Origin of the sequence: Streptomyces sp. KM273126 (genome assembly GCF_004337435.2) — a bacterium.
In the GTDB taxonomy this organism is placed as follows: Bacteria; Actinomycetota; Actinomycetes; order Streptomycetales; family Streptomycetaceae; genus Streptomyces; species Streptomyces acidicola.
In genome coordinates this window covers 1,726,023-1,749,814 of sequence record NZ_SJXB02000001.1, presented here as the reverse complement: position 1 = coordinate 1,749,814, position 23,792 = coordinate 1,726,023, and the positions used below count along the sequence as shown (strand labels likewise).

At 70.9% G+C, this 23,792-nt stretch carries 17 protein-coding genes, 1 tRNA gene, 1 pseudogene and 1 riboswitch; of the genes and pseudogenes, 10 read left to right on the top strand and 9 right to left on the bottom strand.

The features are described 5' to 3' along the window. The first annotated feature begins 128 nt into the window (after window positions 1–128). Together E0500_RS07660 and E0500_RS07655 are read left to right on the top strand one after the other, a co-directional pair. Window positions 129–3,410, top strand: coding sequence for a BTAD domain-containing putative transcriptional regulator (locus E0500_RS07660; protein WP_131564016.1), 3,282 nt, complete (start codon window positions 129–131; stop codon window positions 3,408–3,410). Window positions 3,411–3,534: 124 nt separating this feature from the next. Next, window positions 3,535–5,694, top strand: a complete 2,160-nt coding sequence (locus E0500_RS07655) for a tetratricopeptide repeat protein (RefSeq protein ID WP_131564017.1) — start codon at window positions 3,535–3,537, stop codon at window positions 5,692–5,694. A 142-nt stretch (window positions 5,695–5,836) separates the two neighbouring features. On the opposite strand, the gene E0500_RS07650 is transcribed toward E0500_RS07655, so the two are convergent. Further along, a complete protein-coding gene (locus E0500_RS07650) occupies window positions 5,837–6,667 on the bottom strand; it encodes a carbohydrate kinase family protein (protein ID WP_165935016.1) in 831 nt (276 codons plus the stop codon). Between the two features lie 289 nt (window positions 6,668–6,956). Further along, the gene (locus E0500_RS07645; protein ID WP_131564019.1) at window positions 6,957–7,226 is read right to left on the bottom strand and encodes a GntR family transcriptional regulator; all 270 of its coding nucleotides are present in this window, start codon (window positions 7,224–7,226) and stop codon (window positions 6,957–6,959) included. 182 nt (window positions 7,227–7,408) lie between these two features. On the opposite strand from E0500_RS07645, the gene E0500_RS07640 reads away from it, so the two are divergent. The 3 genes from E0500_RS07640 to E0500_RS07630 all read left to right on the top strand — a co-directional run bounded on the left by E0500_RS07640 (window position 7,409) and on the right by E0500_RS07630 (window position 8,439). After that, window positions 7,409–7,750 carry a hypothetical protein gene (locus E0500_RS07640; protein WP_181586905.1) on the top strand — a complete coding sequence of 114 codons (342 nt, stop codon included), beginning with the start codon at window positions 7,409–7,411 and terminating at the stop codon, window positions 7,748–7,750. Then, on the top strand, window positions 7,750–8,061 hold the full coding sequence (locus E0500_RS07635; protein WP_131570870.1) for a hypothetical protein: 312 nt from the start codon (window positions 7,750–7,752) through the stop codon (window positions 8,059–8,061). Before E0500_RS07640 ends, E0500_RS07635 begins: the two co-directional genes overlap by 1 nt. Before the next feature lie 90 nt (window positions 8,062–8,151). After that, window positions 8,152–8,439: a hypothetical protein gene (locus tag E0500_RS07630; RefSeq protein WP_131570867.1), complete on the top strand. Its 288-nt coding sequence runs from the start codon at window positions 8,152–8,154 to the stop codon at window positions 8,437–8,439. Between the two features lie 106 nt (window positions 8,440–8,545). Here the strand turns inward: E0500_RS07630 and E0500_RS07625 are convergent. From E0500_RS07625 to E0500_RS07615, 3 genes are all read right to left on the bottom strand, one after another. After that, window positions 8,546–8,619 (bottom strand) — tRNA-Met (locus E0500_RS07625). 222 nt (window positions 8,620–8,841) lie between these two features. Then, window positions 8,842–9,324 carry an antibiotic biosynthesis monooxygenase gene (locus tag E0500_RS07620; protein WP_258572656.1) on the bottom strand — a complete coding sequence of 161 codons (483 nt, stop codon included), beginning with the start codon at window positions 9,322–9,324 and terminating at the stop codon, window positions 8,842–8,844. 60 nt (window positions 9,325–9,384) lie between these two features. Next, window positions 9,385–10,527 carry a dihydrofolate reductase family protein gene (locus tag E0500_RS07615; protein ID WP_131570863.1) on the bottom strand — a complete coding sequence of 381 codons (1,143 nt, stop codon included), beginning with the start codon at window positions 10,525–10,527 and terminating at the stop codon, window positions 9,385–9,387. 122 nt (window positions 10,528–10,649) lie between these two features. Between E0500_RS07615 and E0500_RS07610 the strand changes: the two genes are divergently transcribed. The 4 genes from E0500_RS07610 to E0500_RS07595 all read left to right on the top strand — a co-directional run bounded on the left by E0500_RS07610 (window position 10,650) and on the right by E0500_RS07595 (window position 14,532). Further along, window positions 10,650–11,165: a MarR family winged helix-turn-helix transcriptional regulator gene (locus E0500_RS07610; protein WP_131570861.1), complete on the top strand. Its 516-nt coding sequence runs from the start codon at window positions 10,650–10,652 to the stop codon at window positions 11,163–11,165. Between the two features lie 163 nt (window positions 11,166–11,328). Continuing rightward, a complete protein-coding gene (gene ribA, locus E0500_RS07605; protein ID WP_131570860.1) occupies window positions 11,329–11,970 on the top strand; it encodes a GTP cyclohydrolase II in 642 nt (213 codons plus the stop codon). 307 nt (window positions 11,971–12,277) lie between these two features. After that, window positions 12,278–12,436, top strand: a riboswitch (cyclic di-AMP (ydaO/yuaA leader). Between the two features lie 11 nt (window positions 12,437–12,447). Next, window positions 12,448–13,482, top strand: a complete 1,035-nt coding sequence (locus tag E0500_RS07600) for a M23 family metallopeptidase (protein ID WP_131570858.1) — start codon at window positions 12,448–12,450, stop codon at window positions 13,480–13,482. A 99-nt stretch (window positions 13,483–13,581) separates the two neighbouring features. Next, on the top strand, window positions 13,582–14,532 hold the full coding sequence (locus tag E0500_RS07595; protein WP_131570856.1) for an aldo/keto reductase: 951 nt from the start codon (window positions 13,582–13,584) through the stop codon (window positions 14,530–14,532). 158 nt (window positions 14,533–14,690) lie between these two features. Here the strand turns inward: E0500_RS07595 and E0500_RS07590 are convergent, their stop codons facing one another. The 4 genes and pseudogenes from E0500_RS07590 to E0500_RS07575 form a co-directional block, all read right to left on the bottom strand. Beyond that, window positions 14,691–16,133, bottom strand: coding sequence for a PrsW family intramembrane metalloprotease (locus E0500_RS07590; RefSeq protein ID WP_131570854.1), 1,443 nt, complete (start codon window positions 16,131–16,133; stop codon window positions 14,691–14,693). A gap of 256 nt (window positions 16,134–16,389) precedes the next feature. After that, window positions 16,390–17,202: pseudogene (trmB, locus tag E0500_RS07585) on the bottom strand (tRNA (guanosine(46)-N7)-methyltransferase TrmB); the annotation flags it as partial. Window positions 17,203–17,743: 541 nt separating this feature from the next. After that, window positions 17,744–18,967 (bottom strand): L-2-hydroxyglutarate oxidase, encoded by a 1,224-nt coding sequence (lhgO, locus tag E0500_RS07580; RefSeq protein ID WP_131571863.1) that lies wholly within the window; start codon window positions 18,965–18,967, stop codon window positions 17,744–17,746. A gap of 297 nt (window positions 18,968–19,264) precedes the next feature. Then, a complete protein-coding gene (locus tag E0500_RS07575) occupies window positions 19,265–21,364 on the bottom strand; it encodes an asparagine synthase-related protein (protein WP_131571862.1) in 2,100 nt (699 codons plus the stop codon). 945 nt (window positions 21,365–22,309) lie between these two features. On the opposite strand from E0500_RS07575, the gene E0500_RS07570 reads away from it, so the two are divergent. After that, window positions 22,310–23,734: an MFS transporter gene (locus tag E0500_RS07570; protein ID WP_131571859.1), complete on the top strand. Its 1,425-nt coding sequence runs from the start codon at window positions 22,310–22,312 to the stop codon at window positions 23,732–23,734. The last annotated feature ends 58 nt before the right edge of the window (window positions 23,735–23,792 follow it).

The following is a 23,792-nucleotide window of genomic DNA, read 5'->3' as shown; positions in this document are numbered from 1 at the left end:
TTAGGTCGCCCTGTGGCGGCGCTCGCTCAGCGGCGGGGCCGATTCCGGACAAGGGCGGCTTTGACGGCGGTCACGGGGGAAAGCGGCCGAGAGGCTTCTGTCCGTCTGCTTCGCACCGTGAGAAGGTCATGGACAGGGCAAGTGTCAACGACATGACTAGCTGTCGCGGAAGTGACCAGAGGAACAACCGGCTCATCTTGGGGGTGCTGGTGGAGTTCCGAGTGCTGGGCCCGCTTGAACTGTGGTCCGCTGGCCGACGGCGTCCTTTGGGTACGGCCAAACAACGGTGTGTTCTGGCAGTTCTGATCTGCGCGGAGCGCGAACCGGTGTCCGTGGACGTGCTGCAGCGTCGCTTGTGGGACGGCGATCCTCCGCAGTCGGCCGCGGAGTCGCTTCAGTCGTACATTTCGCGGTTGCGGTCGAGACTGCGCTCCGCCGTGGGCGACCGCGTCGCCATCGAATTCTCGGCACGCACCTACCGCCTGGACGTCGACCCCGAGGCGGTTGACCTCTTCCGGTTCCGGCGCCTGCACCGGCAGGGCATGGCGGTCGCGGAGAGCGGCAGCCCGGAGCGGGCGGTGGACCTTCTGGCCGAAGCCGAGAAGCTCTGGCGGGGGGAGCCGCTCGGCGAGTTCCGTGGGCACTGGGCCGCGACCCTTCGGGAACGCCTTCGTGAGGAGCGACGGCGTGCCCGCGAGGCGCGGGTCGGTCTGGAACTTCGATTGGGACGGCACGCCGATCTGGTCGGTGAGTTGCGGGAGATGGTTGCTCAGCACCCGGTGGCCGAACCTGCGGCCACACACCTGATGCTGGCGCTGTACCGCTGTGGTCGCCATGCGGAATCGCTGCTCGTCTATCGCCGGACGAGAGAGCGATTACGTGACGAACTGGGGCTCTCCCCCAGCCAGGAGCTGGAAGACCTCCACAGCCGGATCCTTCAGCGGGACGCTTCTCTTCTCGCTCCCGAACTGTCCCGGCCCGCTGGAAATGGGCCCCCGGCACCCGACACGATGGTGCGCGACATCGCTGACTTCACGGGGCGGGACGACGAGCTGCGCAAGCTTCTCGATGGCGTCCGCCGGCGCGAGACCGCCCTGCCGTTATTCGTTGTGCACGGCATGCCGGGGGTGGGGAAGACGACGCTGGCCGTGCATGCCGCGCATCTGCTCCGCGAGCGATTTCCGGACGGCTTCCTGTACGTCGATCTGCGCGCCCACAGTCCGCACGGGCAACCGCCGCGTTCTGCGTTCGATGCGTTGGCGGCGCTTCTCCAGGCCATGGGCGACGCCGGGAAACTGCCGCCGACACCGGATGAGAGAGCCGCCCGGTGGCGCGAACTCCTGGCGCACCGCCGGGTACTGCTGGTGCTCGACGATGCCCGGGACGCCGCTCAAGTCCGGCCGCTGCTGCCCGGCGTCCCCAGTTGCTGCGTGATCGTCACCAGCCGCCACCGACTGGCGAACCTGGAGGGCGCCCAGTCGATCGCCCTCGGTGTTCCGTCGGCGGCGGAGGCAGCCGCCCTGTTCATCCGCATCGTCGGCGAGAGCCGGGCGTCGGACACCGCCGCCGTGCTCGACGTGGTGAACCTGTGCGGACACCATCCCCTGGCCATACAGCTCACCGCCAGCCGATTCCGGCACCGGGACGCGTGGGAGGTGCGTGATGTGGCCGACCGCCTGGCGCAGGTCGGCGAACCGCTCGAAGAGATCGATGCCCAGCCCGGTATCGCCGCGGCCTTCGACCTGTCGTACGAGGAACTCGACGAGAACAGGAAGATCCTTTTCCGCCTGCTCGCCCTGCACCCGGGCCCAGACCTCACGCTGCACGCGGTGGCCGCGCTCGCCGGAGCGGACCTCACCTCCGTCCGACGAGGCATGGACGAGCTGCTGGAAACCCATCTGATCGAGGAACCAGTGAGGGACCGCTACGCGCTCCATTCCCTGGTGCGGGCCTTCGCCGCCCGGGTGGAACGGCGGGACGACTCCGACGCCACCCGCCGTGAGGCCGTGGAACGGCTCCTCGGCTACTACCTCTCCATGGCGGACGCCGCCGTCCGGCTGGCGCATCCCCAGCGCACCCCGCCGTCGGCCCCCCGGATCAAGGACCTGGTCTTCGGGCCCCGGCCCGGGAATCAGGACGACGCCGAGGCCTGGCTGGACATGGAACGCGCCAATCTGCTGGCCGTCGCGCGCTTGGCGGCGGCCGGGTCAACCATCCACGCCCGGTACTTCCCGCTGGTCCTGGCGGAGGCGTTCCGAACGTGGGGTGTCTGGGAGACCGCGGCAGAGCTGCACGAGACCGCGCTGACGATCTGGCGTGAGACGGGCGAGCGGCCCGTACTGGCGCGCATCCTCGTGGAGCGCACCGAGGTTCTGTGGCGTCTCGGACTGCGCGACGACGCTCTGCGCTGCGTCACGGAAGCCATGACCCTCTATGAGGAGGAGGGCGATCGGTGGGGGCAGGGCGAGGCACGTGCCCAGCGGGCCCTGGTCGACGTGGTGTCGGGGTATTTCTCCTCCGCGCTCGGCCACTTCGACCAGGCGCTGGAACTGCACCGGCAGGTCGGCAACCACAGAGGCGAGGCGGAAGTGCTGAACCAGCAGGCGGTGGCTTTGGCCTACATGGGGCGGCGTCAGGAGGCGCTGAGGCAGTTTCTTACCGCTCTCGCCCTGCTGAGGACCATCGGAGACCGTCGCGGCGAACTCAAGGCACTGAACAACGTGGGTGAGATCCAGAGTCTGCTGGGGCGGCACGAGGAGAGCCGCGCCTACTACATGCAGGCGCTCGTCCTGGTACGCCGGATCGGCGGACGCCAGGAGTTGGCGATTCTCTACAACAACCTCGGCAATCTGTGCCGGGCGCAGCGTGACACGGATTCCGCCCTGGAGTACTTCCGCAAGGCTCTGAGCATCTACCGTGCCATCCGGGATCTGCGCTGTGAGGCCGATGCCCTGATAAACATCGGCCTGACCTATAACGCCGCCGAGCGGTACAGCGAGGCCGCGATTCACTTCACGCTGGCCGAGAGCGTCGCGCAGCGGATCGGCGATCAGTACCAGCGGCAGCGGGCGGTGGCCGGTGCGGCGGCTGCACAGCGCGGTTCGGGACGGCACCGGGCCGCGCGCGGCGCTTACGAGGAGGCGCTGCGCATCGCCAGGGCGATCAACGCTCTCCCCGAGGAGGCACAGGCCGCCGAGGGGCTGGGCATGACCCTGTTCGCCGTCGAAGGGCAGGAATCGGATGGCGCCCGCCACTACCTGCGTGTCGCCCTGGAGATCTACGAGCGGCTCGGCGTGGCCCCGGCGGAGGCCGATGCCGCCCTGCGGAACCTGGCGGCGCACCGGGTGGGTTTTCCAGAGCTCGGCGGTGCCCCTTCGGTCAGCGTGGGGCGCGAACCCGGTACCTACTAGCCATTTTCGGTGACTCGCCCCGTGGCGGGTTTTATGTCCGTCGTATGGGGCAGTGCGACTCTTGCGGAGGGACATGGGCTCGAACTGCTTCGGCCATGACGTATCTGGGGCGGGGGATTGAGTGATGCGGCGGTCCGACGGCTCCGTACACCGGGACAGACTGGACGCGCGTAACGACCTCACGGGAACCGTTTACGGTCCAAGCGTCCAGGCGGGGGTCATTCACGGTGATGTCCACTTCATTTCGTCGACCGGTTCCCGTCCGCACACACCGAGGCAACTCCCTCCCGGGCCAAGGCATTTCACGGACCGCCGTCAAGACACGGCGGCTCTGGACGCGGCACTGGACGCGGCATCCGCCGACGGAGCCCCGGCCGTTGTCGTGATCAGCGGCCCGCCGGGGGTGGGCAAGACATCTCTGGCGTTGTCGTGGTTGCACGGTCGCAGCGCCGACTTCCCCGACGGGCAGCTGTACGCCGACATGCACGGCCACAGAGCCGGTCAACCCCTCGCGGTCAGTGCCGTGCTGCCGCGGTTTCTGCATGCCCTGGGCGTGGCTCCGGAACACGTGCCGTCCGACCTCGCCGAGCAGTCCGCGTTGTTCAGGACTCTCACGGCTGACCGGCGTGTAGCGGTTCTGTGCGACAACGCCCTGTCCGCGGCCCAGGTGCGCGCGCTGATTCCCGCGTCGTCCGGAAGCGTCTGTGTGGCCACCAGCCGGTGGCGCCTTACGTCGCTGCTGCTTGACGGAGCCGAGATGCTCCAGCTCGATCCGCTGGACACCGACTCGGCCCTGGAACTCCTCGGCCGGATAGCCGGCCGGGATCGCGTGGCCGCTGACGACTCTGCGGCCCGTGAACTCGTCAGATCCTGCGGGCGCTTCCCTCTCGCGGTGTGTGTGGGTGGGGCGCTGCTGACTGTCCGGCCCGGCTGGAGCGTCGCGTCGGTGGCGGCCGCCATCGTGGTCGGCCTGCGTGCGGCTGTGGCGGATGAGGAGGTCTCCATGAACGCGTGCCTCGACCAGGCCTACGCGGCCCTGCCGCAGGATGCGGCGTGCCTGTACCGCCGACTCGGCCTGCATCCCGGTCCCGAATTCGATGTGGGCGTGGCGGAAGCGGTGGCCGCCGCCGAGCCCCCGGTCGCGGACGTGGCCGACCGGCTGGGCACCCTGACCGAGGCCAATCTGCTGAGCATGATCCGGCCCGGCCGGTACCGCTTCCACGACCTGATTCACCAGCATGCCCATGGCAGGGTTGAGGCCGACGACTCTGACGAACTGCGGACCGAGGCGGCTCGGCGGCTCGTCGACCACTACCTCGCGGTTGCCAACAGTGCCGACGCCGTCGTGTACCCGCAACGGCGGCGTCCGACTCCCGAGTACACCTATCTGCGGTCCGTGCCGCACGTCTTCCAGGACCGCGCCGCCGCCCTGGAATGGCTCGACGCCGAGCGCGGCAACCTCCTGGCCGCCCAGCGCCTCGCCGTCGAGTTGGGCTACGACTCGGCCGCCTGGCAGATCGCCGACTCGCTCTGGGGTCTGTTCACCTATCGGCGCTACCACCGCGACTGGATCGCCAGCCACGAGATCGGCGCCGACGCGGCCAAGTCTTGCAGCCACCGCCTCGGCGAGGCCCGCCTGCGCAACGGTCTGGGTGTCGCGCTGCGCGACGCGGGGCGTTACGAGGAGGCGCTGCGCGTGTTCGACGTGGCACTGGCCCTGCGCCGGGATATCGGCGACCGCCGGGGAGAGGCGCTGGTCCTGCACAATGTGGGCCTGACCCGCCTGGAGATGGGTGATCCGGACCGGGCCGGATCGTTGTTCCGCGCCGCCCTCGCCATCCGGCAGGAGTCGGAGGACATCCGGGGCGTGGCTCGGGACCACTCCGCCATCGGTGAGGTGGAGAGCCTCGTGGGACATCACACGGAAGCGATCACTCACCTCACCGCCGCACTCGGCATGGTCACCGGCACCGGAGACGCCTACCAGGAGGTCCTGATCCGGCGCCGTCTCGGGCAGGCGCACATGCGGGCGGGTGACCGTGCCGCCGCACGCTCCCATCTTGCCACCGCATTGGAACTGCTCAGCGAGGCCGGTGTGGTCTTCGACGAGGGAACCATCCACGAAGCCCTGGGCGAGTTGGAGGAGCAGGAGGGGAACCTGACGTCCGCCCGGGAACACTACGCCCGGGCCGAAGCTGTCTACCACGGGCTCGGCGCCGTCACGGCGGCGGAGCGCGCAGCGGGGCGGCGGCCGAGGGGCGGCTTGACGTCCGGTCCGGCTTGACGTCCGGTCCGGGCAGGCAGGCGAATCCGCAGGTGCGACACACTTCCCGAAAGTGTCGCAGTTCAGCCGGTACACCACCTCACTGGACACGGCCCTGATGTCCGGTCCGGGCTGACGCCGCGGACCGGACACCGCGGTCACCTCATGTGCGCCAGGTGCCCACACGGGTGCGCAGAGGGTAGACCCGGCGCAGGGCGGCTAGCTCCGCGGTCGTCAGGAACCCTTCGGCGGCCGAGGTGGCACCGATCTTCCAGCCGGCGAACAGGACGGCGGACTCCAGCGCCTCCACAGCTTCTCCCGCGACGAGCCAGCTGTGCAGAAAGGACGCGAACAGTGCGTCCCCCGCTCCGTCCGTGCTGCGTACGGGGCGCGGTGTGACCGCGTCGATGTCCACCAGACGACCGTCCTGGAGCCCCATGACGCAGCCCCGCTCTCCGCGTCCGACGGCCGCTACGCGGCAGCCGGGGTACCGCGAAAGCACCGTGCGGATCCATTCTTCGGGGGTGACCAAGAGCCGTTCATGACTGCAGAACAGCACGTCAGCGGCCTCGTACCAGGGCCGCTGACGCTCATCGTCGAGGTCGGCCGCCATATGGAGATCCACGGCCACGGGCAGGCCCAGCAGCTCCTTCGCCGGGTGCAGAAAGGGCTCGCCGAACGGCTGGCTGGTGATGATCGCCAGGTCGGCGTCGACGGCACGCTCGATGAAGCGTTCCATCGGATAGTCCAGCGACCCGCCGGTGGCCCGGGCGCAGCGTGCCACCCGCCCGTCCGGCTCGACGAGGATCAGCGTCTTGGCCGACTCATGGGTGCTGACCACCCCTCGGCCTTCCAACCTGCGCCGCCGCAGGGCGGCCCTTATGACTTCGCCCGCGTCGTCGGTGCCCACGAGTGTGCAGATCTCGGGTTCGTCCCCCAGATTCCGGAACGCACTGGCGACGTTGTACGCGCCCCCGACGACGGCGCAGTCCATCCATGACGCACTCCGAAACGAGCTGTATGGAAGCGGGAACCGTTCGACTGGCACGGTCATCGCCAATCGCGTCATTCCCGCAATGATCAATCGCGACATAGCCGATCTTGCCTCCCCCGAAGCATTCGACAATGAACCAGGCATGGTGCTCGTAGCCCGAGTCTGGGGGAGGCACCTGGACGGAACGCTTGCAGTTCGCGTGCAGAATCCTGGTCGGGGGCGCGAGTCCACGCCAATGAGATGGGACGACCGACGCTGACGGGGCCGCGCGACACACCGCGCGGCCCCGTCAGGCGTTCGGTTCGCTCTCTTCGGGTGCGCCGCCGGCTGGCTCTGGCATCCCGATGACGTACGTCCCCTTCGCAGGCAGGGTGGCGACAAGCCCTCGTTTGCGGAGTTCGACGATGGCGCGACGTACGGTGCCGATGCTCACGCGGTACAGATCGGTCATGGCGCGCTCGCCCGGCAGCGCGGCCCCCTGTGGCAACTTGCCGGACGCGATGTCTGCCGCGATGGCGTCGGCGAGTTTCACGTACTCGTAGCGCGGAAGCTCGGTCATCTCTCCACGGTGCCGCAGCCCTACGCACACCGCAGGATCGGAACGCGTCCCACCGCGGCGGGACGCAGAATGCCTCAGTGAGGTGCAGGGGGACGCAGTTATCGGTATGGTCGAGACGACAAGACCCCGGCGAGGTGGCTAGACCTCCCGGGGCACGGCCAACGCTGACAAGGAGCGTCGACGTGCACGACCTTATCCGCCGCACCCTCGAATGGCTGCGCCTTCTCCTTGCCCCAGGCACCGGAAAACGGCGCCGCTCCCACGGTCACCCCATCCCCCGCCCGCACCTCACCCCCGTACGACCCTCCACTCTCCAGCCCTGGCCCCTGCCCCGCCACCGCTCCCCGTACGGCCTCCCCACTCGCCTCGACGGCACCGCCTCCGCCCTCGTACGCCCCTACCTCACCGCCCACGAAGAGGAAGCCGCACTCCGGCAGCGCCGCCGCCTCGCCCTCGTCCTCGCGGCGGACTTCGTGATCGCTCTCGACCGGCACCTGATCGGCGCGCAGGAGGTGGCCGCCTGATGGAACGCGCAGACGGCACAACCTCGCCCCGGCTCCTGCCCTGGCCGTCCCCCGACGGCAAGCCCTGCTACCTGGTCACCGACAACGGCGGCAGCTACCTCTCCCGTCTCGCCGATGACTTGGAGGCCGTCCAGCTCGCCATCGGTACCGATGTTCTCGGCCTCGCCCGCAAGGTGCTGGATGACCCCGCATCGCCGTACACCGAGGTGCGGTACGCCGGTCTCCGCCTCGCCGAGTGCCTGACCGACGCCCTGCGCGTCGCCGAGTCCCGGGGCATGCGCCTGCCCGCCCCGACATGTGACCCCGAGTGAGTGAACCGCTGTGGCGCTTGGCCCTGGTGCAGATCGGGGCGCGGCGTGGCGGCTCGGTCGGGGGCGCCGTCTGTTCAAGGATTCGTACGCGTGGCACAGACCTTCGAGGAGCTCGTGGGGATACAGCGCGCGGCGGACCAGGCCCACGCGCGGGTGGAGGAGTTGCGCGAGCTGTACGGGTCCCCGACCGCCCACAAGTGGACCGAAACGCAGACCGACACGTACGAGACCGCGTGGCGGGCCTGGCGCGACCTCGCCCGGGACGTTCAGGCCGCGGTGACCGAGTACGCGAAGGCCGAGGGGCAGCCGCGCGGCGAGATCGAGGCGGACGTGAGGAAGGCCGTACGGCATCCCGGGCCGGGGGCGCCCGGGCCCTAGGGGCGGCCGGACGACACAGCACCTGCGGCAGACCGCACAGCACCTGTGCCGGACGCCACAACACCTGGGGCCGGAATCCCTTTGGATTCCGGCCCCAGGCCTTCAGTAGCGGGGACAGGATTTGAACCTGCGACCTCTGGGTTATGAGCCCAGCGAGCTACCGAGCTGCTCCACCCCGCGTCGTTGAAACCAGTGTACGTCATGTGCGGGACAGCTCGCGCACGGGTTTGCCGTGGCCACGGGCCGGCGACGGTCCTGCTCGCTCACTTCACCCCACTTCACCTCACTTCACCCCGCTTCGAGGCTCCTCCCCGTACAGCCACCGGCGGAACAGGCGGCTGAGCCCGGGCATGATCAAGTAGGTGAGCAGCGGGGCGACGAGGAGGGGGAAGAGCAGGGCCTTCAGGGGGACGGGCAGGGCGGCGGTGTGGGGGCGATCAGCCAGTTGATGGCGAGGGAGATCGGGTAGGCGCCGAGCATCGTCATCAGGGTCATCTTCCAGCGCGGCGGGGCGTCGACCGGGCGCTGCGGGAGACTGAACCAGGTCTCCATGCCGGTGGGCTGCCGCTGGACGTGGGAGACCTGATGGCCGACGGCGCGCATGTGCTCCAGCCAGGCCCGGCGCTCGGGCAGCCGGAGCCATGCGTCCAGGCGGTCCTGGCTGGAGAAGCGCAGGACGCCGTGGTAGAGGCGCTGACCGCGGTGCGGGCGCAGCCAGACGATGCCCTCGTGGCCGCAGAAGCCCGCGGCGACGTCGGCGATCTCATGGGTGAGTTCCTCGAACTCCGCCTCCCGGCCGGGCTCCACCTCCCAGCTGTAGACGAGCGTCACTCCCTGGTCCTCCGGCCGGTCCGCGGCCGTCGGGACCTCGCGGGTACGGCTCATGCGCGGCCTCCTTCCGGCGCGCGACCGGCGGGCGGTACCCGGTACGGAGTACCCAGGGCCTCAGGGAGTGAGCAAGTGGCTGTTCGGCGCGGTCGCCCGCGGCTCGAACTCCGGGAGTACGACGACCTCGGCCCCTTCCGCCGCCAGGAGGGCGTTGCCGTCGGCGCCCACGACGAACGTGTCCGGCTCCCGCCACGCGGTGACGACCCGCCGTACCCCCGCGTCGAGGATCAGCCGGGCGCACGGGGACGGGCGGGAGGAGCGGCGGGCGCAGGGCTCCAGGCTGCTGTACACGGTGGCGGTGGCGAGGCGCGGGTCGGCGGGGTCCAGTTTGGCCAGGGCCGCCTCCTCCGCGTGGACCACCGGGTCGTCGCCCTCGCGGGAGTGGGCGCGGGCCAGTTCCGTACCGTCGGCCGCCACGATCACGGCGCCCACGCTGAAGGCCGTCCGTGAGGGCGGGCACTGTGCCGCCAGGTCGCACGCCAGGTCCAGCCAGTGCCGGTCGGCCGCCGAGGGCTGCCCGCCCGTGCCGGGGACCGTGGGCGCGTACCGGATGAGGACGACATCGCCGACGGGCCGGGTCTCCAGCAGGCGGAGGCGGCTGGTCGGGCCGCCGGGGTACTCCCCCGCGCCGAACATCCGCGGGGCGTCCGACTGGCCCACGAACAGGGGTGCGACGGCCAGCTGGAGCTCGTCCGCGAGGCCCTCCCGGAGCAGCTGGGTGTGGACCTGGCCGCCGCCCTCGACCATGAGGCGCCGGACGCCCCGTACGCCCCCCAGGTGGTCGAGCACGGACCGCCACTCCAGCTCGGGGCCCACGGAGACCACGTCGGCCGGGAGGTCGAGGGCGCGCAGGCGTTCGGCGCCCTTGTCCGTCGTGTACGCCACCTTCTCGCCGCCGGTGTGCCAGAAGCGGGCCGTGGGGTCGAGGTCGCCGGACGCCGTGACGGTGACCTTCAGCGGGTACTCCGGGAGCCCGGCGGCGAGGCGCGCCGCGCGCCGCTCGGGTGAGTTCACCAGCAGCCGGGGGTTGTCGGTGCGCAGGGTGCCGGCGCCGACCAGGATCGCGTCACTGGCCGCCCGTACCTCGTCGACCCTGTCGAAGTCGTCCGGACCCGACAGCAGCAGCCGCTCGGGCCCGGTGTCGTCCAGGTAGCCGTCGAGGGAGACGGCGGCGGACAACAGGACGTAGGGCTGGGGCATGGGGGTCGCTCCCGTGGTCGTGACCGATCGGTCGGCGGGGTGTGTCGTGACCGGTGGGTGGCCTCGGGCGGCTGCCACGCGGGCACCTGGTTCAAGTTTTAAACAATAACTACACTGTCCGTATGACGACCCGCTGGCTCAGCCCCGAGGAACAGCGTGCCTGGCGCGCGTACATTGCCGCGTCGGCGCTTCTGGAGGACACGCTCGACCGTCAGCTCCAGCAGGAGGCGGGTCTGCCGCACCTGTACTACTCCGTGCTGGCCATGCTCTCCGAGGCGCCGGACCGGCGTCTGCGGATGACCGATCTCGCCGAGGTGCTGAAGATCACGCGCAGTCGGCTGACGTACGCCGTGGCCCGCCTGGAGAAGGACGGTGCGGTGCGGCGCGAGGACTGCGAGTGGGACAAGCGGGGGAGCGTCGCGGTGCTGACGGACGAGGGCATGGCCCTCCTGGAGCGTACGGCACCGGGGCACGTCGAGACGGTTCGCAGGGCGGTGTTCGACCACCTCGACCCGGGGCAGGTGGAGCAGTTGGAGCGGATCTGTACGGGCATCACGAAGGCGCTCCAGGGCGACGGCACTGAGGCGGTCACCCCTGACGACCTCCCGTGGCGCCGCCGCTCCTGTCCTTCGAGTTAGTCCATGGGGCCGGCTCCGCGATCTCGCCCGACCGGGGAATGCGTCGCCCCCATCAGGGTTGCTTGAAGTTTGAAGCAGGGTTATGGTCGTCCTCGTGAGGCGATTTGCTTCAAAACTGAATCAGATCCCCGACCTTGCACCCGCACCTGGCCCGGAGGCCCGCATGTCCGACCAGCCCACCGCCACCCCCCGCTCCCGCGTCCGGGTCCCGCTGCGCTTCCACGACGGATACGGCGTCGACGCCGAGCTGGTCACCTTCCACGGTCTGGCCGACGGGCGGGAGCACGTGGCCGTCGTCCTCGGCGAGCCCGCGCCCGGCGCCACCCCGCTGGTCCGCCTGCACTCGGAGTGCCTGACCGGCGACGTCTTCGGCTCGGCCCGCTGCGACTGCGGCCCGCAGCTGCGCGAGGCGGTGGAGCAGATCGCAGACCGCGGTGGGGTCCTCCTCTACCTCCGCCAGGAGGGCCGGGGCATCGGCCTCTACAACAAGCTCGACGCGTACGCCCTCCAGGACGAGGGTCTCGACACGTACGCCGCCAACACCGCCCTCGGCCTCCCTGAGGACGCCCGCGACTACACGGCCGCCGCGCAGATGCTCCAGGCCCTCGGTATCGACACCCTGGACCTGCTGTCCAACAATCCCGACAAGGCGCAGCAGCTCCGTGACCTCGGGGTCAAGGTCCGTACTCGCGTCCCCACCGGCGTCTTCACCACCGCCCACAATGTCCGCTATCTGCGGGCGAAGGTCCTCCAGACCCAGCACACGCTGCCCTTGGCGGACCTGGCGGAGCTCTCCGCGGGCTGACGGCCCAACTCCCGGCATTCGCCAGGGTGTCCACGAGGAAGCCCCGGCGATGACCGTTCACGACTTCCCCATATTCACGATCACCGAGCGTGTCCGAACAGCCTCACTCCGCATAACATCTGACATACCATCAGAACTCTTGTGACACCTGATACAGGGGTAGCTCGCCCTTATTCGGCCCCCCATGCCCCCTAAATCCCGCGCACGGGCGTGAACGATCATCCGGAACCGCTTGGAATACGGCCCGCACGTCTATTAACGTTCGATAACGCAGCGCGGTCGTCCCAGCCGTCACAAGAGGCGGCTCCGTGCGCACGCGCCGAATCCCGCAAGGGAACCGGGGAACCACCAACCCTGGGGTGAATCGCGCGGAAACCACCGTGGAAGCACGGCTGGTTTACGCGCGTAGGAGACCTTCCTGCTCCGAACCCGTCAGCTAACCCGGTAGGCGAGAAGGAAGGAAAGGAGTACGCCCACGTGGCGTCGAACCGGTCTGCGACCGAAGCTCCGTCCGTGCCGAACCGACACGGCGACAGCGACACCTTCGGGTATGGCGGCTACAACAGCCAGGACGAGGGCCCCTGGCAGGAGTGGAACCCCACCGCGGAGTCCATTCGTCCCCTTCGCGGCCGGCACCGCGTCGCCAAGCAGCGTGGCGGACTCGCCCGCAGCTCCACCGTTCTGGGCGTCGGTGTCATAGCCGCCGTCGGCGCGGGCGGCATGGCCTCCGCGCAGACCGGCAAGCCGCCGGTCTCCATCTCGATGCCCGACATGCCGAACGTCGGCTCGGTCTTCGACTCCGAGGACGAGCCCGAGAGCTCCCCCACCCCGCTGAGCAGCGCGGGCCTGAGCCTCACCGACGCCGAGCAGGGCGCCGACGACGCCGGTGAGGCGCTGCGCGCCCGCATCATGCAGCAGGCCGAGTCGCAGCAGGAAGCGGTCGACCGCGCCGCCGCTGCCGCCGCCGAGTCCGCCGCCGCGAAGAAGGCCGCCGAGGCCGCCGCCAAGGAGCGGGAGCAGGCCGAGGCCAAGGCCGCCGCCGAGAAGGCGAAGGCGGAGGAGGAGGCCAGGAAGAAGGCCGAGGCCGAGCGCCTCGCCCAGCTCGCCAAGCAGTTCACGCTGCCGACGTCCTCGTACACCATCAGCTCCAGCTTCGGTCAGTCCGGCGCCTACTGGTCCTCCGGCCAGCACACCGGCCTCGACTTCGCCGCCCCCACGGGCACCCTGCTCAAGGCCGTGGGCACCGGCACGATCACCCAGGCCGGCTGGGACGGTTCGTACGGCTACAAGACCGTGCTCACCCTCAACGACGGCACGGAGATCTGGTACGCCCACCAGTCCTCCATCGGCGTCAGCGTCGGCCAGAAGGTCGCGACCGGCGACGTCATCGGCCGCGTCGGCGCCACCGGCAACGTCACCGGCGCCCACCTCCACATGGAGGTCCACCCGGGCGGCAGCAGCTCGGGCATCGACCCGATGGCGTGGCTGCAGGGCAAGGGGCTCACCCCCTGAGGTCCTCCGGGAGCAGGTGAGGTGATCTCCTCCCGGATTCACAAACCCTCGTCCGGACGCGCGGAATGCGTGCGTCCGGCGAGGGCGTTGTTGTAAAGCATGACTTCTCTTCGCAAGCTTGGTTCATCCGACATCGAGGTCTTCCCGCTCTCCCTCGGCGGCAACGTCTTCGGCTGGACCGCCGACGAGGCACAGTCCTTCGCCGTACTCGACGCGTACACGGCCGCGGGCGGCAACTTCATCGACACCGCCGATTCCTACTCGGCCTGGATCGAGGGCAACCAGGGCGGCGAGTCCGAGACCGTCATCGGCAAGTGGGTCAAGGCGCGCGGCAACCGGTCCGACGTCGTGATCGCCACGAAGGTCAGCCAGCACCCCGACTACCAGGGCCTCACGGCCGCCAACATCAAGGCCGCCGCGGACGCCTCCCTGCGCCGTCTGGACACCGACTACATCGATCTCTACTACACCCACTTCGACAAGCCGGAAGTCCCGGTGGAGGAGATCGTCGGGGCGCTCGACGACCTGGTGAAGGCGGGCAAGGTCCGGGCCATCGCGGCCTCCAACATCTCGCCCGAGCGCCTCCAGGCCTCCCTCGACTTCTCCGACCGCGAGGGCCTCGCCCGGTACGTGGCGCTCCAGCCGCACTACAACCTGGTCTCCCGCTCCACGTACGAGGGCCCCCTGCAGGACGTCGCCGCCCGCGCCGGGCTCGCCGCCGTCCCGTACTTCTCCCTCGCCATGGGCTTCCTCACCGGCAAGTACCGCCCCGGCACGAGCGTGGACAGCGCTCGCGCCCAGGGCGCCGGCGCCTACCTGGAGAAGGAGCAGGGCGTACGGGTCCTCGCGGCCCTGGACGAGATCTCCGGGGCGCGCGGGGCGGAGATCGCCACAGTGGCCCTCGCCTGGCTCGCGGCCCAGCCGACGGTCGTCGCACCGATCGCCTCGGCGCGGACGGTGGAGCAGCTGCCGGCCCTGGTGGCGGTGGCGGAGCTGACCCTCACGGACGAGGAGCTGGCCAAGCTGACGGAGGCGTCGCAGGGGAGCTGACGCGGACGCGGTCCGCTTCCGTCGGTCCGTTCCCCGCGTTCCGCTTCCTGCGTTCCGCTTCCCGCGGTCCGCTCTCGGCACCGGCGCTCACCCCGACCGCCGGTGCCGTACCGTCCGAAGCCTCCTGACTACGCCGAACTACCCCGGACTACCCCGAACTACGTCTGATAGGGGTTGCAGGAGGGATACGGCGCCGCCGGGCCGTGCCCGTACGCCGACGCGTACTCGAACGCGGGCCCGTGCTCGTGCTCGTACTCGTGTCCATGCCCGTACCCATGCCCGTATCCGTGCCCGAACTCGTACGCGCTCCCGTATCCGTAGCCGTACCCGTACCCGTAGCCGTACGCGCTCCCGTGCACGGGCATCGGTGCCGTGGTCTGTGCCGCGTACGCCAGGGAGGGACGGGCGATCTCCCGTCGGCGCCACAGCTCGAAGAGCAACTCCCGCTCCCGTACGACGAAATCGGCGTTCGCCCGGCCCCGCCGCCCCCGGTGCCGCAGAAAGGCGAGCGAGGTCGCATACGCCTCGTACTCGGCGACCGACCGCGCCGCTTCCCGACCGAACTGGTGCCCGGCGTACTCGCGGGCCAGCCGTCGCGCCTTCATGTTCCCGAGGGCGTACGGCTCGGGCGACGTCAGCCACCCGGCGGCCGCGTACGCGGGCAACTCGTCCCGCACGGTGCGCAGTTCCCGCTGCCGCGTCCAGATGACCAGCCAGGTCAGCAGCCCGAACGCGGGAACCATGAACGCCGCGTAGACCGCGAAGAAACCGAACTCCCCGAACGCCGACGAGCCGTTCCACAGGGCGTGCATGCCCATCGCGAGGAGCAGCCCGGAGAGGGGGAGGAGCACGCGGCGCACGTGGTGCCGGTCCGCGGAGAGCGCCGCGATCCCGAAGCCGATCCCCGTGAACACGCTGAACAGCGGATGCGCGAAGGGCGACATGATCACGCGGACGAAGAAGGTCGCGGCCGTCACGGAGGCGATTCCGCTGCCGCCGCTGAGCTGGTCGGTTCCGAAGGCCGTGCCGAGGTAGAGGATGTTCTCGGTGAAGGCGAACCCGGTGGCGGTGACCCCGGCGATCACCACGCCGTCCATGATCCCGGTGAAGTCCCGTCTGCGGAACAGGAAGATCAACAGGATCGCGGCGGCCTTGGCGGTCTCCTCCACGACGGGCGCTATCACGGTGGCGCCGAGGGTGTCCGCACTGGACGGATCGGCGGTGGCCGTCGCTATCCATCTGGTCGCGAAGCTGTTCGCGACGATGGCTATCAGTGCCGCGGCACACGCGCCCCAGGCGAACGAGAAGACCAGGTTGCGCCAGGGCCCGGGCTCGACCCGGTCCAGCCATCGGAACGTGGCGATGAGCAACGGCACGGGGAGTACCGCCAGCCCCAGCCCGACCAGGAACCCCTCCGTACCGGTCTGCTCGCGGACCAGGGCGAGGATGACCAGCCCGGAGAGCGTGAGCAGCGTGATGAGCGCCCCGTACCGCACCCACTTCTTGCGCCACCAGTGCGCTGGGCTCCGTCTCCCGCCGACTGGGCCGCCGGGGCCGGGCGGTTCGCTGGGGTGCGTCGGATACGGGGGAAAGGTGGCCACGGCATCGACCCTAACGAGGGAGGGGCGCTGCCCGCGATGCTGCCGCGTGAGGTGCAGTGCTGCTCGGTGGTGCCTCGCGGGCGTTCGGCGGGACTGGTCAGGCGCCGGTGGGTTATGGCTGGTCGGGATGGACTGGGTGGTCTGGCTGCCCTCCGCGCTGCTGCTGGAAACCCTGGGAACCTGTGGACTCCTGGGGCCCGTGGGGCCCGTGGGACCCCTGAAACTCCTGCGATTCCTTTGGCTCCTTGGACGTTACGTCCCTGTGCTGTACGCGTCCGAAGAGCAGGTCGTTCACCACATGACCCTTGTCCAGTCCCTGGCCCTCGAAACGGGTCAGGGGCCGGAACGCAGGACGCGGTGCGAATCCGCCGCCGGCCTGTGTGTTCTCGAAGTCGGGGTGCGCGGTGAGCACGTCGAGCATCCACTCGGCGTACGGCTCCCAGTCGGTCGCACAGTGGAGGACGGCACCCGGCTTGAGCCGGGACGCGGCGAGCGTGAGGAACTCCGGCTGGATCAGCCGCCGCTTGTGGTGCCGCTTCTTGGGCCACGGGTCGGGGAAGTAGACGCGCAGTCCGTCGAGGGAGTCAGGGGCGAGCATCTCGCGCAACAGGATGATGGCGTCCCCGTTCCCCACCCGGATGTTGGACAGCCCGTTCTGATCGGCGAGATTGAGCAGATTGCCCTGGCCCGGGGTGTGCACGTCCACGGCGAGAACATTGGTCTCGGGATCCTCCGCGGCCATCCGCGCGGTCGCTTCCCCCATTCCGAACCCGATCTCCAGCACCACGGGGCACGCGTTCCCGAACAGCTCGGCGAGATCGATCGTCCGCTGCCCGTCGATGTCCAGCCCCCACTTGGGCCACAGGCGCTGCAACGCGTCCGCCTGGCCCGCCGTCACCCGGCTCCGCCGCGGCTGAAAACTCCGGATCCGCCGCTCGAAGTGCGACCCTGCGGGATCGGCCTTCGGCCCGTCGGGGAACCGGGGTTCACCCTTGGCCCGGGTACGACGGAGGGACGCGCCAGGGGTGGTGCGCCGCGGGGCTTCGGGGGTGTGGGTGGAATCAGACACAGTGAAGTCGATTTTACTGGGAGCCGGGCCACGTGAGACCTGCCGTCGGCTTTGTCGGCACCCGCCTGACCCGGAGGGTTTGTCGCCCCCGCCGCCCCTACCCATTCCCGTCCCTTCCTGGGGGCTGCCGCCCCCAGACCCCCGCTTGTCGGCCTGAACGGCCTCGTCCTCAAACGCCGGACGGGCTGGGGGTGTCTGGCCTCGGCCGGAAACCCCAGCCGGAGGCTTTCAGCCCCGGCCGGCAAAAGCCCGGCCCCACCCTGCGCATTCCAGCCCGCCTGCGCATTCCAGCGCCGCCCTGCGCATTCCAGCGCCGCCCGCACATTCCAGCCGCTCCGGCGTTTGAGGAGCGGGGGTCCGGGGGCCGGCCCCCGAACGGGGTCCGGGACGGAGCCCCGAAGCCCCGGGGGTCCAGGGGGCGTAGCCCCCTTGGCGGGGGTGAAGGGGCGGAGCCCCTGGGATGGGACGGGTAGGGGCGGCGGGGGCGACAACCCCTCGCCCGCCCCCCAGCACGCGGCACGCAATCCGCCCCCTCACCCCCTCACCCCCCACCAAGCGCCACCAACGCCCGACGCCCCACCTCCCGCCCGATCGGCAGCGAAGCGGTAGCCGCAGGCGACGGCGCGTTCAGCACATGCACCGTCCGCGCCCCCTCCCGGATCAGAAAGTCGTCCACCAGCGTCCCGTCCCGCAACACGGCCTGCGCCCGCACCCCCGCGGCCGCAGGCAGCAGGTCGTCCTCCGAAACCGCCGGCAACAACCGCCGCACCGCCACCGCGAACGCCGCCTTGGACACGGACCGCCGCAGCTCCCCCGCCCCGTAGCGCCAGTGCCGCCGAGCGATCCGCCAGGAACCGGGCCAGGCCAGGGTGGCCCCCAGCTCACGAGGCCGCACGACACCCCACCCGTACCCTTCCCGCGCCAGCGCCGGCACAGCGTTGGGCCCGATGTGCACATCCCCGTCGGTCCCCCGGGTCAGATGCACCCCGAGGAACGGGAACGCCGGATCGGGCACGGGATACACCAGCCCGTGCACCAGCTCCGGCCGCGCCAGCGAGTAGTACTCACCCCGGAACGGCACGATCCGCATCCCGGGCTCGTCCCCGGCGAGCCGGGCGACCTCGTCGCAGTGCAGCCCGGCACAGTTGACGAGCACGCGCGCGCGGACGACACCACCGTCCCCCAGCCGCACGGCGACCCCGAGCGCAGCTCGCCGGTCGATCCGGACGACCTCCGCCCCGTACCGGATCTCCGCCCCCGAAGCCTCGGCGAGCTGCCGCGCGACGCCCACGAAGTCGCAGATCCCCGTGGTCCCGACATGGATGGCGGCGAGCCCCCGCACCTCCGGCTCGTACTCGGCGATCTGGGCGGGCCCCAGCTCCCGGACCGGAATCCCGTTCTCCCGCCCCCTCTGCACCAGCGCGTGCAGCCGGGGCAGCTCGTCCCGCTCGGTCGCGACGATCAGCTTGCCGGTGACGGCGTGCGCGATGCCGTACTCGGCGCAGAACTCGACCATCTCGGCGGCGCCCCGCACCGCGTACCGTGCCTTGAGGGAGCCCGGGCGGTAGTAGATCCCGCTGTGGATGACCCCGCTGTTCCGCCCGGTCTGGTGCCGGGCCGGACCCCGCTCCTTCTCCAGCACCATGACGCGCGTGTCCGGCGCGGCCCGCGTGATCGCGTACGCCGTCGACAGGCCGACGATCCCGCCGCCGATCACCAGCACGTCACAGTCGTACGCGATCCCGTTCACGCTCCGCTGCCGCACGTCGCTCCACCTCCCGACTCGATAGTGCACTGCGCCACTGACAGCGCCTTCAAACCGTTCCCCGGGCCGTTCCTCGCGGTATCGCCCGGTGCAGGCCGAACCCCGGTGCAGGCCGAACGGCAGGGGAGCATCGACAGGGGAGCATCGACAGGGAGCTGCCGGATCTTCGCCGACTGACTGCCCCGACCGCGATCGTGGGACCGGCCCTGACGCGGCTGTGCAGCTGTGCGGTTCTCCACCGCAGGGAGGCGGGCAGTTGCCGATGGGCTGCCCCGGGCCACCTCCGGCTGCCCCCGGCTACCCCCGTCGAACCGTCGCCCCCGCGCCCAGAACCCCTCGCTGTGGGGTGATTCCGGCAGGTACCGCCCGTTGGCGGGCTGGGGTGCCTGTCCAGCATGTGCCGCGGCGGGCCAGCAGTCGGCGGAGCCACAGTTCCAGGGAGACCAGGTCGGCGAGGCCGTCCAGGGGCAGTGGCTCGCCGTCCGCGGCCGCGCGGACCGCCTTGCGGACCACTCTCGCCTCGACCAGGCCCGCCTGGGCGAGCAGCGGGGTGTCGAAGAGGGTCACCAGGGTGTCGGCCGCCACCCGGAGGCCGGTGCGTGCCGCAGCCGCGGAGGTCGCGTGGGAGGGGGCGCCCCAGCCGGGCGGGAGGTCGGCGACGCCGGCGCCCTCCAGGACCGTGCGGAGGATCGCCGCCCTTGCTCCCGGCTGGACGCGCAGTGCCTCGGGGAGGGCACGGCAAGCCCGTACGACCTGGTTGTCCAGGAAGGGCGTGTGCAGGCGCTGGAAGCGGATCTCCGCGGCCTGTTCCAGGACGCGGATGTCGGCGGCCTGGCGCGCGAGTGCCGCACGCGCGCGGAAGTCTCCCGGGCGCTGGCCCGGGCTGACGATCGGGCGGCTCGTGGCGGCCTGGAGGCGAATCGATACTTCGGCCAGTGCCTCGCCCGTGAGCCAGCGAGCCGCCGGGCCCGGTCTCGCCCAGGTGAGCGAGGCGAGGGACGCCCCGACCGCGCCGCCGGGTTCCTCCAAGCGCTTGTGGAGGAGCCGGTCGGCGAGGGTCTCCACGCCCGAGCGGTACTGGCTGCGGGCGAGCTTGCGCGCGGCGGCGTACACGCGCGCGGGGACCAGGACGGAGCCGTCCGCCTTCGCCAGCGCCGCGACCGGCCGGACGAGGTGGCGCCTCTTGCGGTCCATCAGGAGGTCTGCCAGGCGGGCGGGGTGGGCGTCCAGGACCTGCCGAGCGCCGTAGCCCGTGAAGTGGTCCGCGCTGCCGGAGGCCAGGCGTGCGCGGTGCCTGGCAGCCGTGATCAGGGACGGCCCCGGTTCGTCCGTCAGCGGGCCCTCCAGGTCCGCGTACGGGAGCGCTTCCTCTCCGCCTGCCACCACTACGTGGTGGAGGCGGGGGTTGGCCGCGAGGGTGCCCGCTCGTTCCAGTTCGGCCTCACGGCCCGGTACGGCGAGGTCGTTGAAGGTCACCGCCAGGAGGCGTTCGCCCGCGCCCGTGCCGTGGCCCAGCACCGTTCCGGGAGCGCCCGGGAGGCCCGCCGCGAGCAGGGCCAGGGTGCCCGATGCCGGGCCGCCGGAGAGGTCGGCGCCGATGCCGGGTACGGGCATGCCGCGCGCCGCCCGTCGTTCCGCCGGGCCCATGCCGGGGACCGGGCCGGGGTCGATGTCCGCTCCGGGTACGTGGCGGGGGGCGGCCAGGCGTGTGCGTACGGCGTCCACGAGGGCGTCCCGGACGTCGTCCACCGCGCTCGCCGGGTCGGCGGACGGTGCCGCGACGGCAAGGGACGCGACGGGCTCGTAGCCGGCGATCTCGTGCGCCCCCGTGCGCAGGATCAGCGCGTGCCCCGGCGGAATGCGCCGAACGCCGTCGTACGGGGTCGAGTCGTGCAGGGCGGCCGGTACGTCGGGGGCGGCGAGCAGCGCTGCCAGGTGCCCGAAGTCCAGGTTGGCCTCGATGAGGTCGGCCAGCGGGAGCGCGGCGGTCGCGTACGCCGTGCCGCCCGCCCAGGGAGTGTGGAACACCGGGCGGGCGCCCGCGAGATCGCCGCACACCGTCACGCGGCGGCCGACCTGGACGACGGCCGTGTAGCTGCCGGACCAGGCGGTCAGATGGCGAAGCGCCCCGCCGCGTGCGGCGAAGAGGCCGACCTTCAGCTCCTCGTCGCTCGCACCGCAGGTGCCCAGGACCGCGATCCGGTTCTGCGCGTCGGCCTTCACGACGCGCACCTCGTCGGGGCGCCAGTCGCCGACCGCCCACAGCGGATCGGGGTCGCCCCACAGGAGTTGGGAGCCCACGGGGTGCACGGTCTCGCCGTCGTACCCGGTGCCGCCCGCGGCGCCGATCTCGCGTGCCGCAGCGGCGGTACTGCTCCATCCCACCAACCACCGCATCGCCGCCTCCACAGGCTGTGGACAACCAGTGCACCGCACGAACCGGTCACCATGCTGCCACGAAGGAAGCGCGCTGAGGGGCCTGTGCGAAGGCTTGCACACCTCACAATGCGCCCCGGAGCACTCCCCGTGCGAGCCGGGAATGCGCTTCCGCGAACGGATGCGCGCGGATCCACGCGCGCTCCCCGGCCGGTCCGCGCGCGATCCATGGGGGATCAACGTCCCGTTCGGCGCTCGGTTCAACGCCCGTTCAAAGCTCCGTTCAAAGCCCCGTTCAACGCCCGATCCGGGACCGGGCGGGGTTACGGCCCGCACCGGTCCGAACGCCCGCCCGAAGATCCGTCCGAAGACCTGTCGGAAGGCCCGCCCCGAGAACCGCCCGGAGTGGGGAGGGTGCGGCCGTCCGCTCAGGCAGTCCATCGATCCGCGCGTGTGCGTCTGCGACGTGAATGCGCCCCAAAACGCTCCCCAGTAACCCCCAACGCGCCCTCAAGAGACGTGGTCGGAGCGGTATTTGTCCGTGCGGGGCACCGTCGATTTTCGGCCAAATCGGTCTCGGGAGGCAAAGCTCTACGACACGCTCCGTACAGGCTCTGCGCAACGCACAGTCAACGCGCAGTCCGGGAGGCGGAGTTCGCCTCCCGGACCGTCCGCCGCCCGCGGGGATGAAGGCGGCGGTGTCCCCCAGCCCACTGGATCCAGTACAGCGGGCCGACCCACGCAGGGCCTATCGAAGCGCTCCACTCATGGCCGGAGAAGAGCGCACGGACGGGCGCACGGCCACACAGCGGGAGCGCGCCGCAACAGTCCGTACTCTCGTACGGACCACAATCCCGCCATCCGGATTTTCGCCCCTTAACGCTTGGGATGTGGCGAACTACGCTGGGTTTACGAATGCCGCGTGCGTATGCCGCCGCGGCAGCCGTCTGTGTCGAGGGGTGGCGCATGTCCAGGGAGCAACGCGGGCCGAACGAAAAGCTCGGCGCCGTTCTCGCCCTCGCGGGAATCAGCAACGCAGGACTCGCGCGGCGCGTCAACGATCTTGGCGCCCAGCGGGGACTGACTCTTCGCTACGACAAGACGTCGGTGGCGCGCTGGGTGTCGAAGGGCATGGTGCCGCAGGGCGCCGCGCCGCACCTCATCGCGGCCGCCATCGGCCAGAAACTCGGCCGCCCGGTGCCGCTCCACGAGATCGGTCTGGCGGACGCGGATCCCGCGCCCGAAGTGGGCCTCGCCTTCCCCAGGGACGTCGGCCAGGCGGTGAAGTCGGCGACGGAGTTGTACCGGCTGGACCTCGCCGGGCGCCGGGCCGGCTCCGGCGGCATATGGCAGTCGCTCGCCGGATCGTTCGCGGTGAGCGCGTACGCCACGCCCGCCTCACGGTGGCTCATAACCCCGGCCGACAGTTCGGTGGCACGCGACGCGAGTCCCTCGGAGGGCGCGGGAGCACCACTGAAGGTCGGCCACAGCGATGTGCAGAAGCTGCGTGAGGCAGCTGAGGACGCCAGGCGCTGGGACTCCAAATACGGAGGCGGCGACTGGCGTTCGTCCATGGTGCCCGAGTGTCTGCGGGTGGAGGCGGCGCCACTGCTGCTCGGCTCGTACTCGGACGAGGTCGGCCGGGCCCTGTTCGGAGCCTCCGCGGAACTCACCCGCCTCGCGGGCTGGATGGCCTTCGACACGGGTCAGCAGGAGGCCGCCCAGCGCTACTACATCCAGGCCTTACGGCTCGCGCGCGCGGCCGCCGACGTGCCCCTCGGGGGCTACGTCCTGGCGTCGATGTCGCTGCAGGCGACCTACCGCGGCTTCGGCGACGAGGGCGTGGACCTCGCCCAGGCCGCCCTGGAGCGCAACCGAGGGCTGGCGACCGCCCGCACCATGAGCTTCTTCCGGCTCGTGGAAGCGCGTGCCCACGCGCGCGCGAGTGACGCCCAGGCGGCCGGCGCGGCCCTGAAGGCGTCCGAGGGCTGGCTGGAGCGCGCCCGCGACGGCGACAACGACCCGTCCTGGCTCGGCTTCTACGGGTACGACCGTTTCGCGGCCGACGCCGCCGAGTGCTACCGCGACCTCAAGGCGCCCCGCCAGGTGCGCCGCTTCACCGAGCAGGCGCTGTCGAAGCCGACGGAGGAGTTCGTGCGCTCGCACGGCCTGCGCCTCGTCGTCTCCGCGGTCGCCGAACTGGAGTCGGGGAACCTGGACGCGGCCTGCGAGCAGGGCGTACGGGCGGTCGAGGTCGCCGGGCGCATCTCGTCGGCGCGGACCACCGAGTACGTGAAGGACCTCCTGCACAGGCTGGAGCCGTACGGGGACGAGCCGCAGGTGGTGGAGTTGCGGGAGCGGGCTCGGCCTCTGCTCATGACTCCGGCGTAGGGCCTGCCGACGAGGGCGCCGGCCAGGACCCTGTTCCGGGTCGCGAACCCGGCTGCCG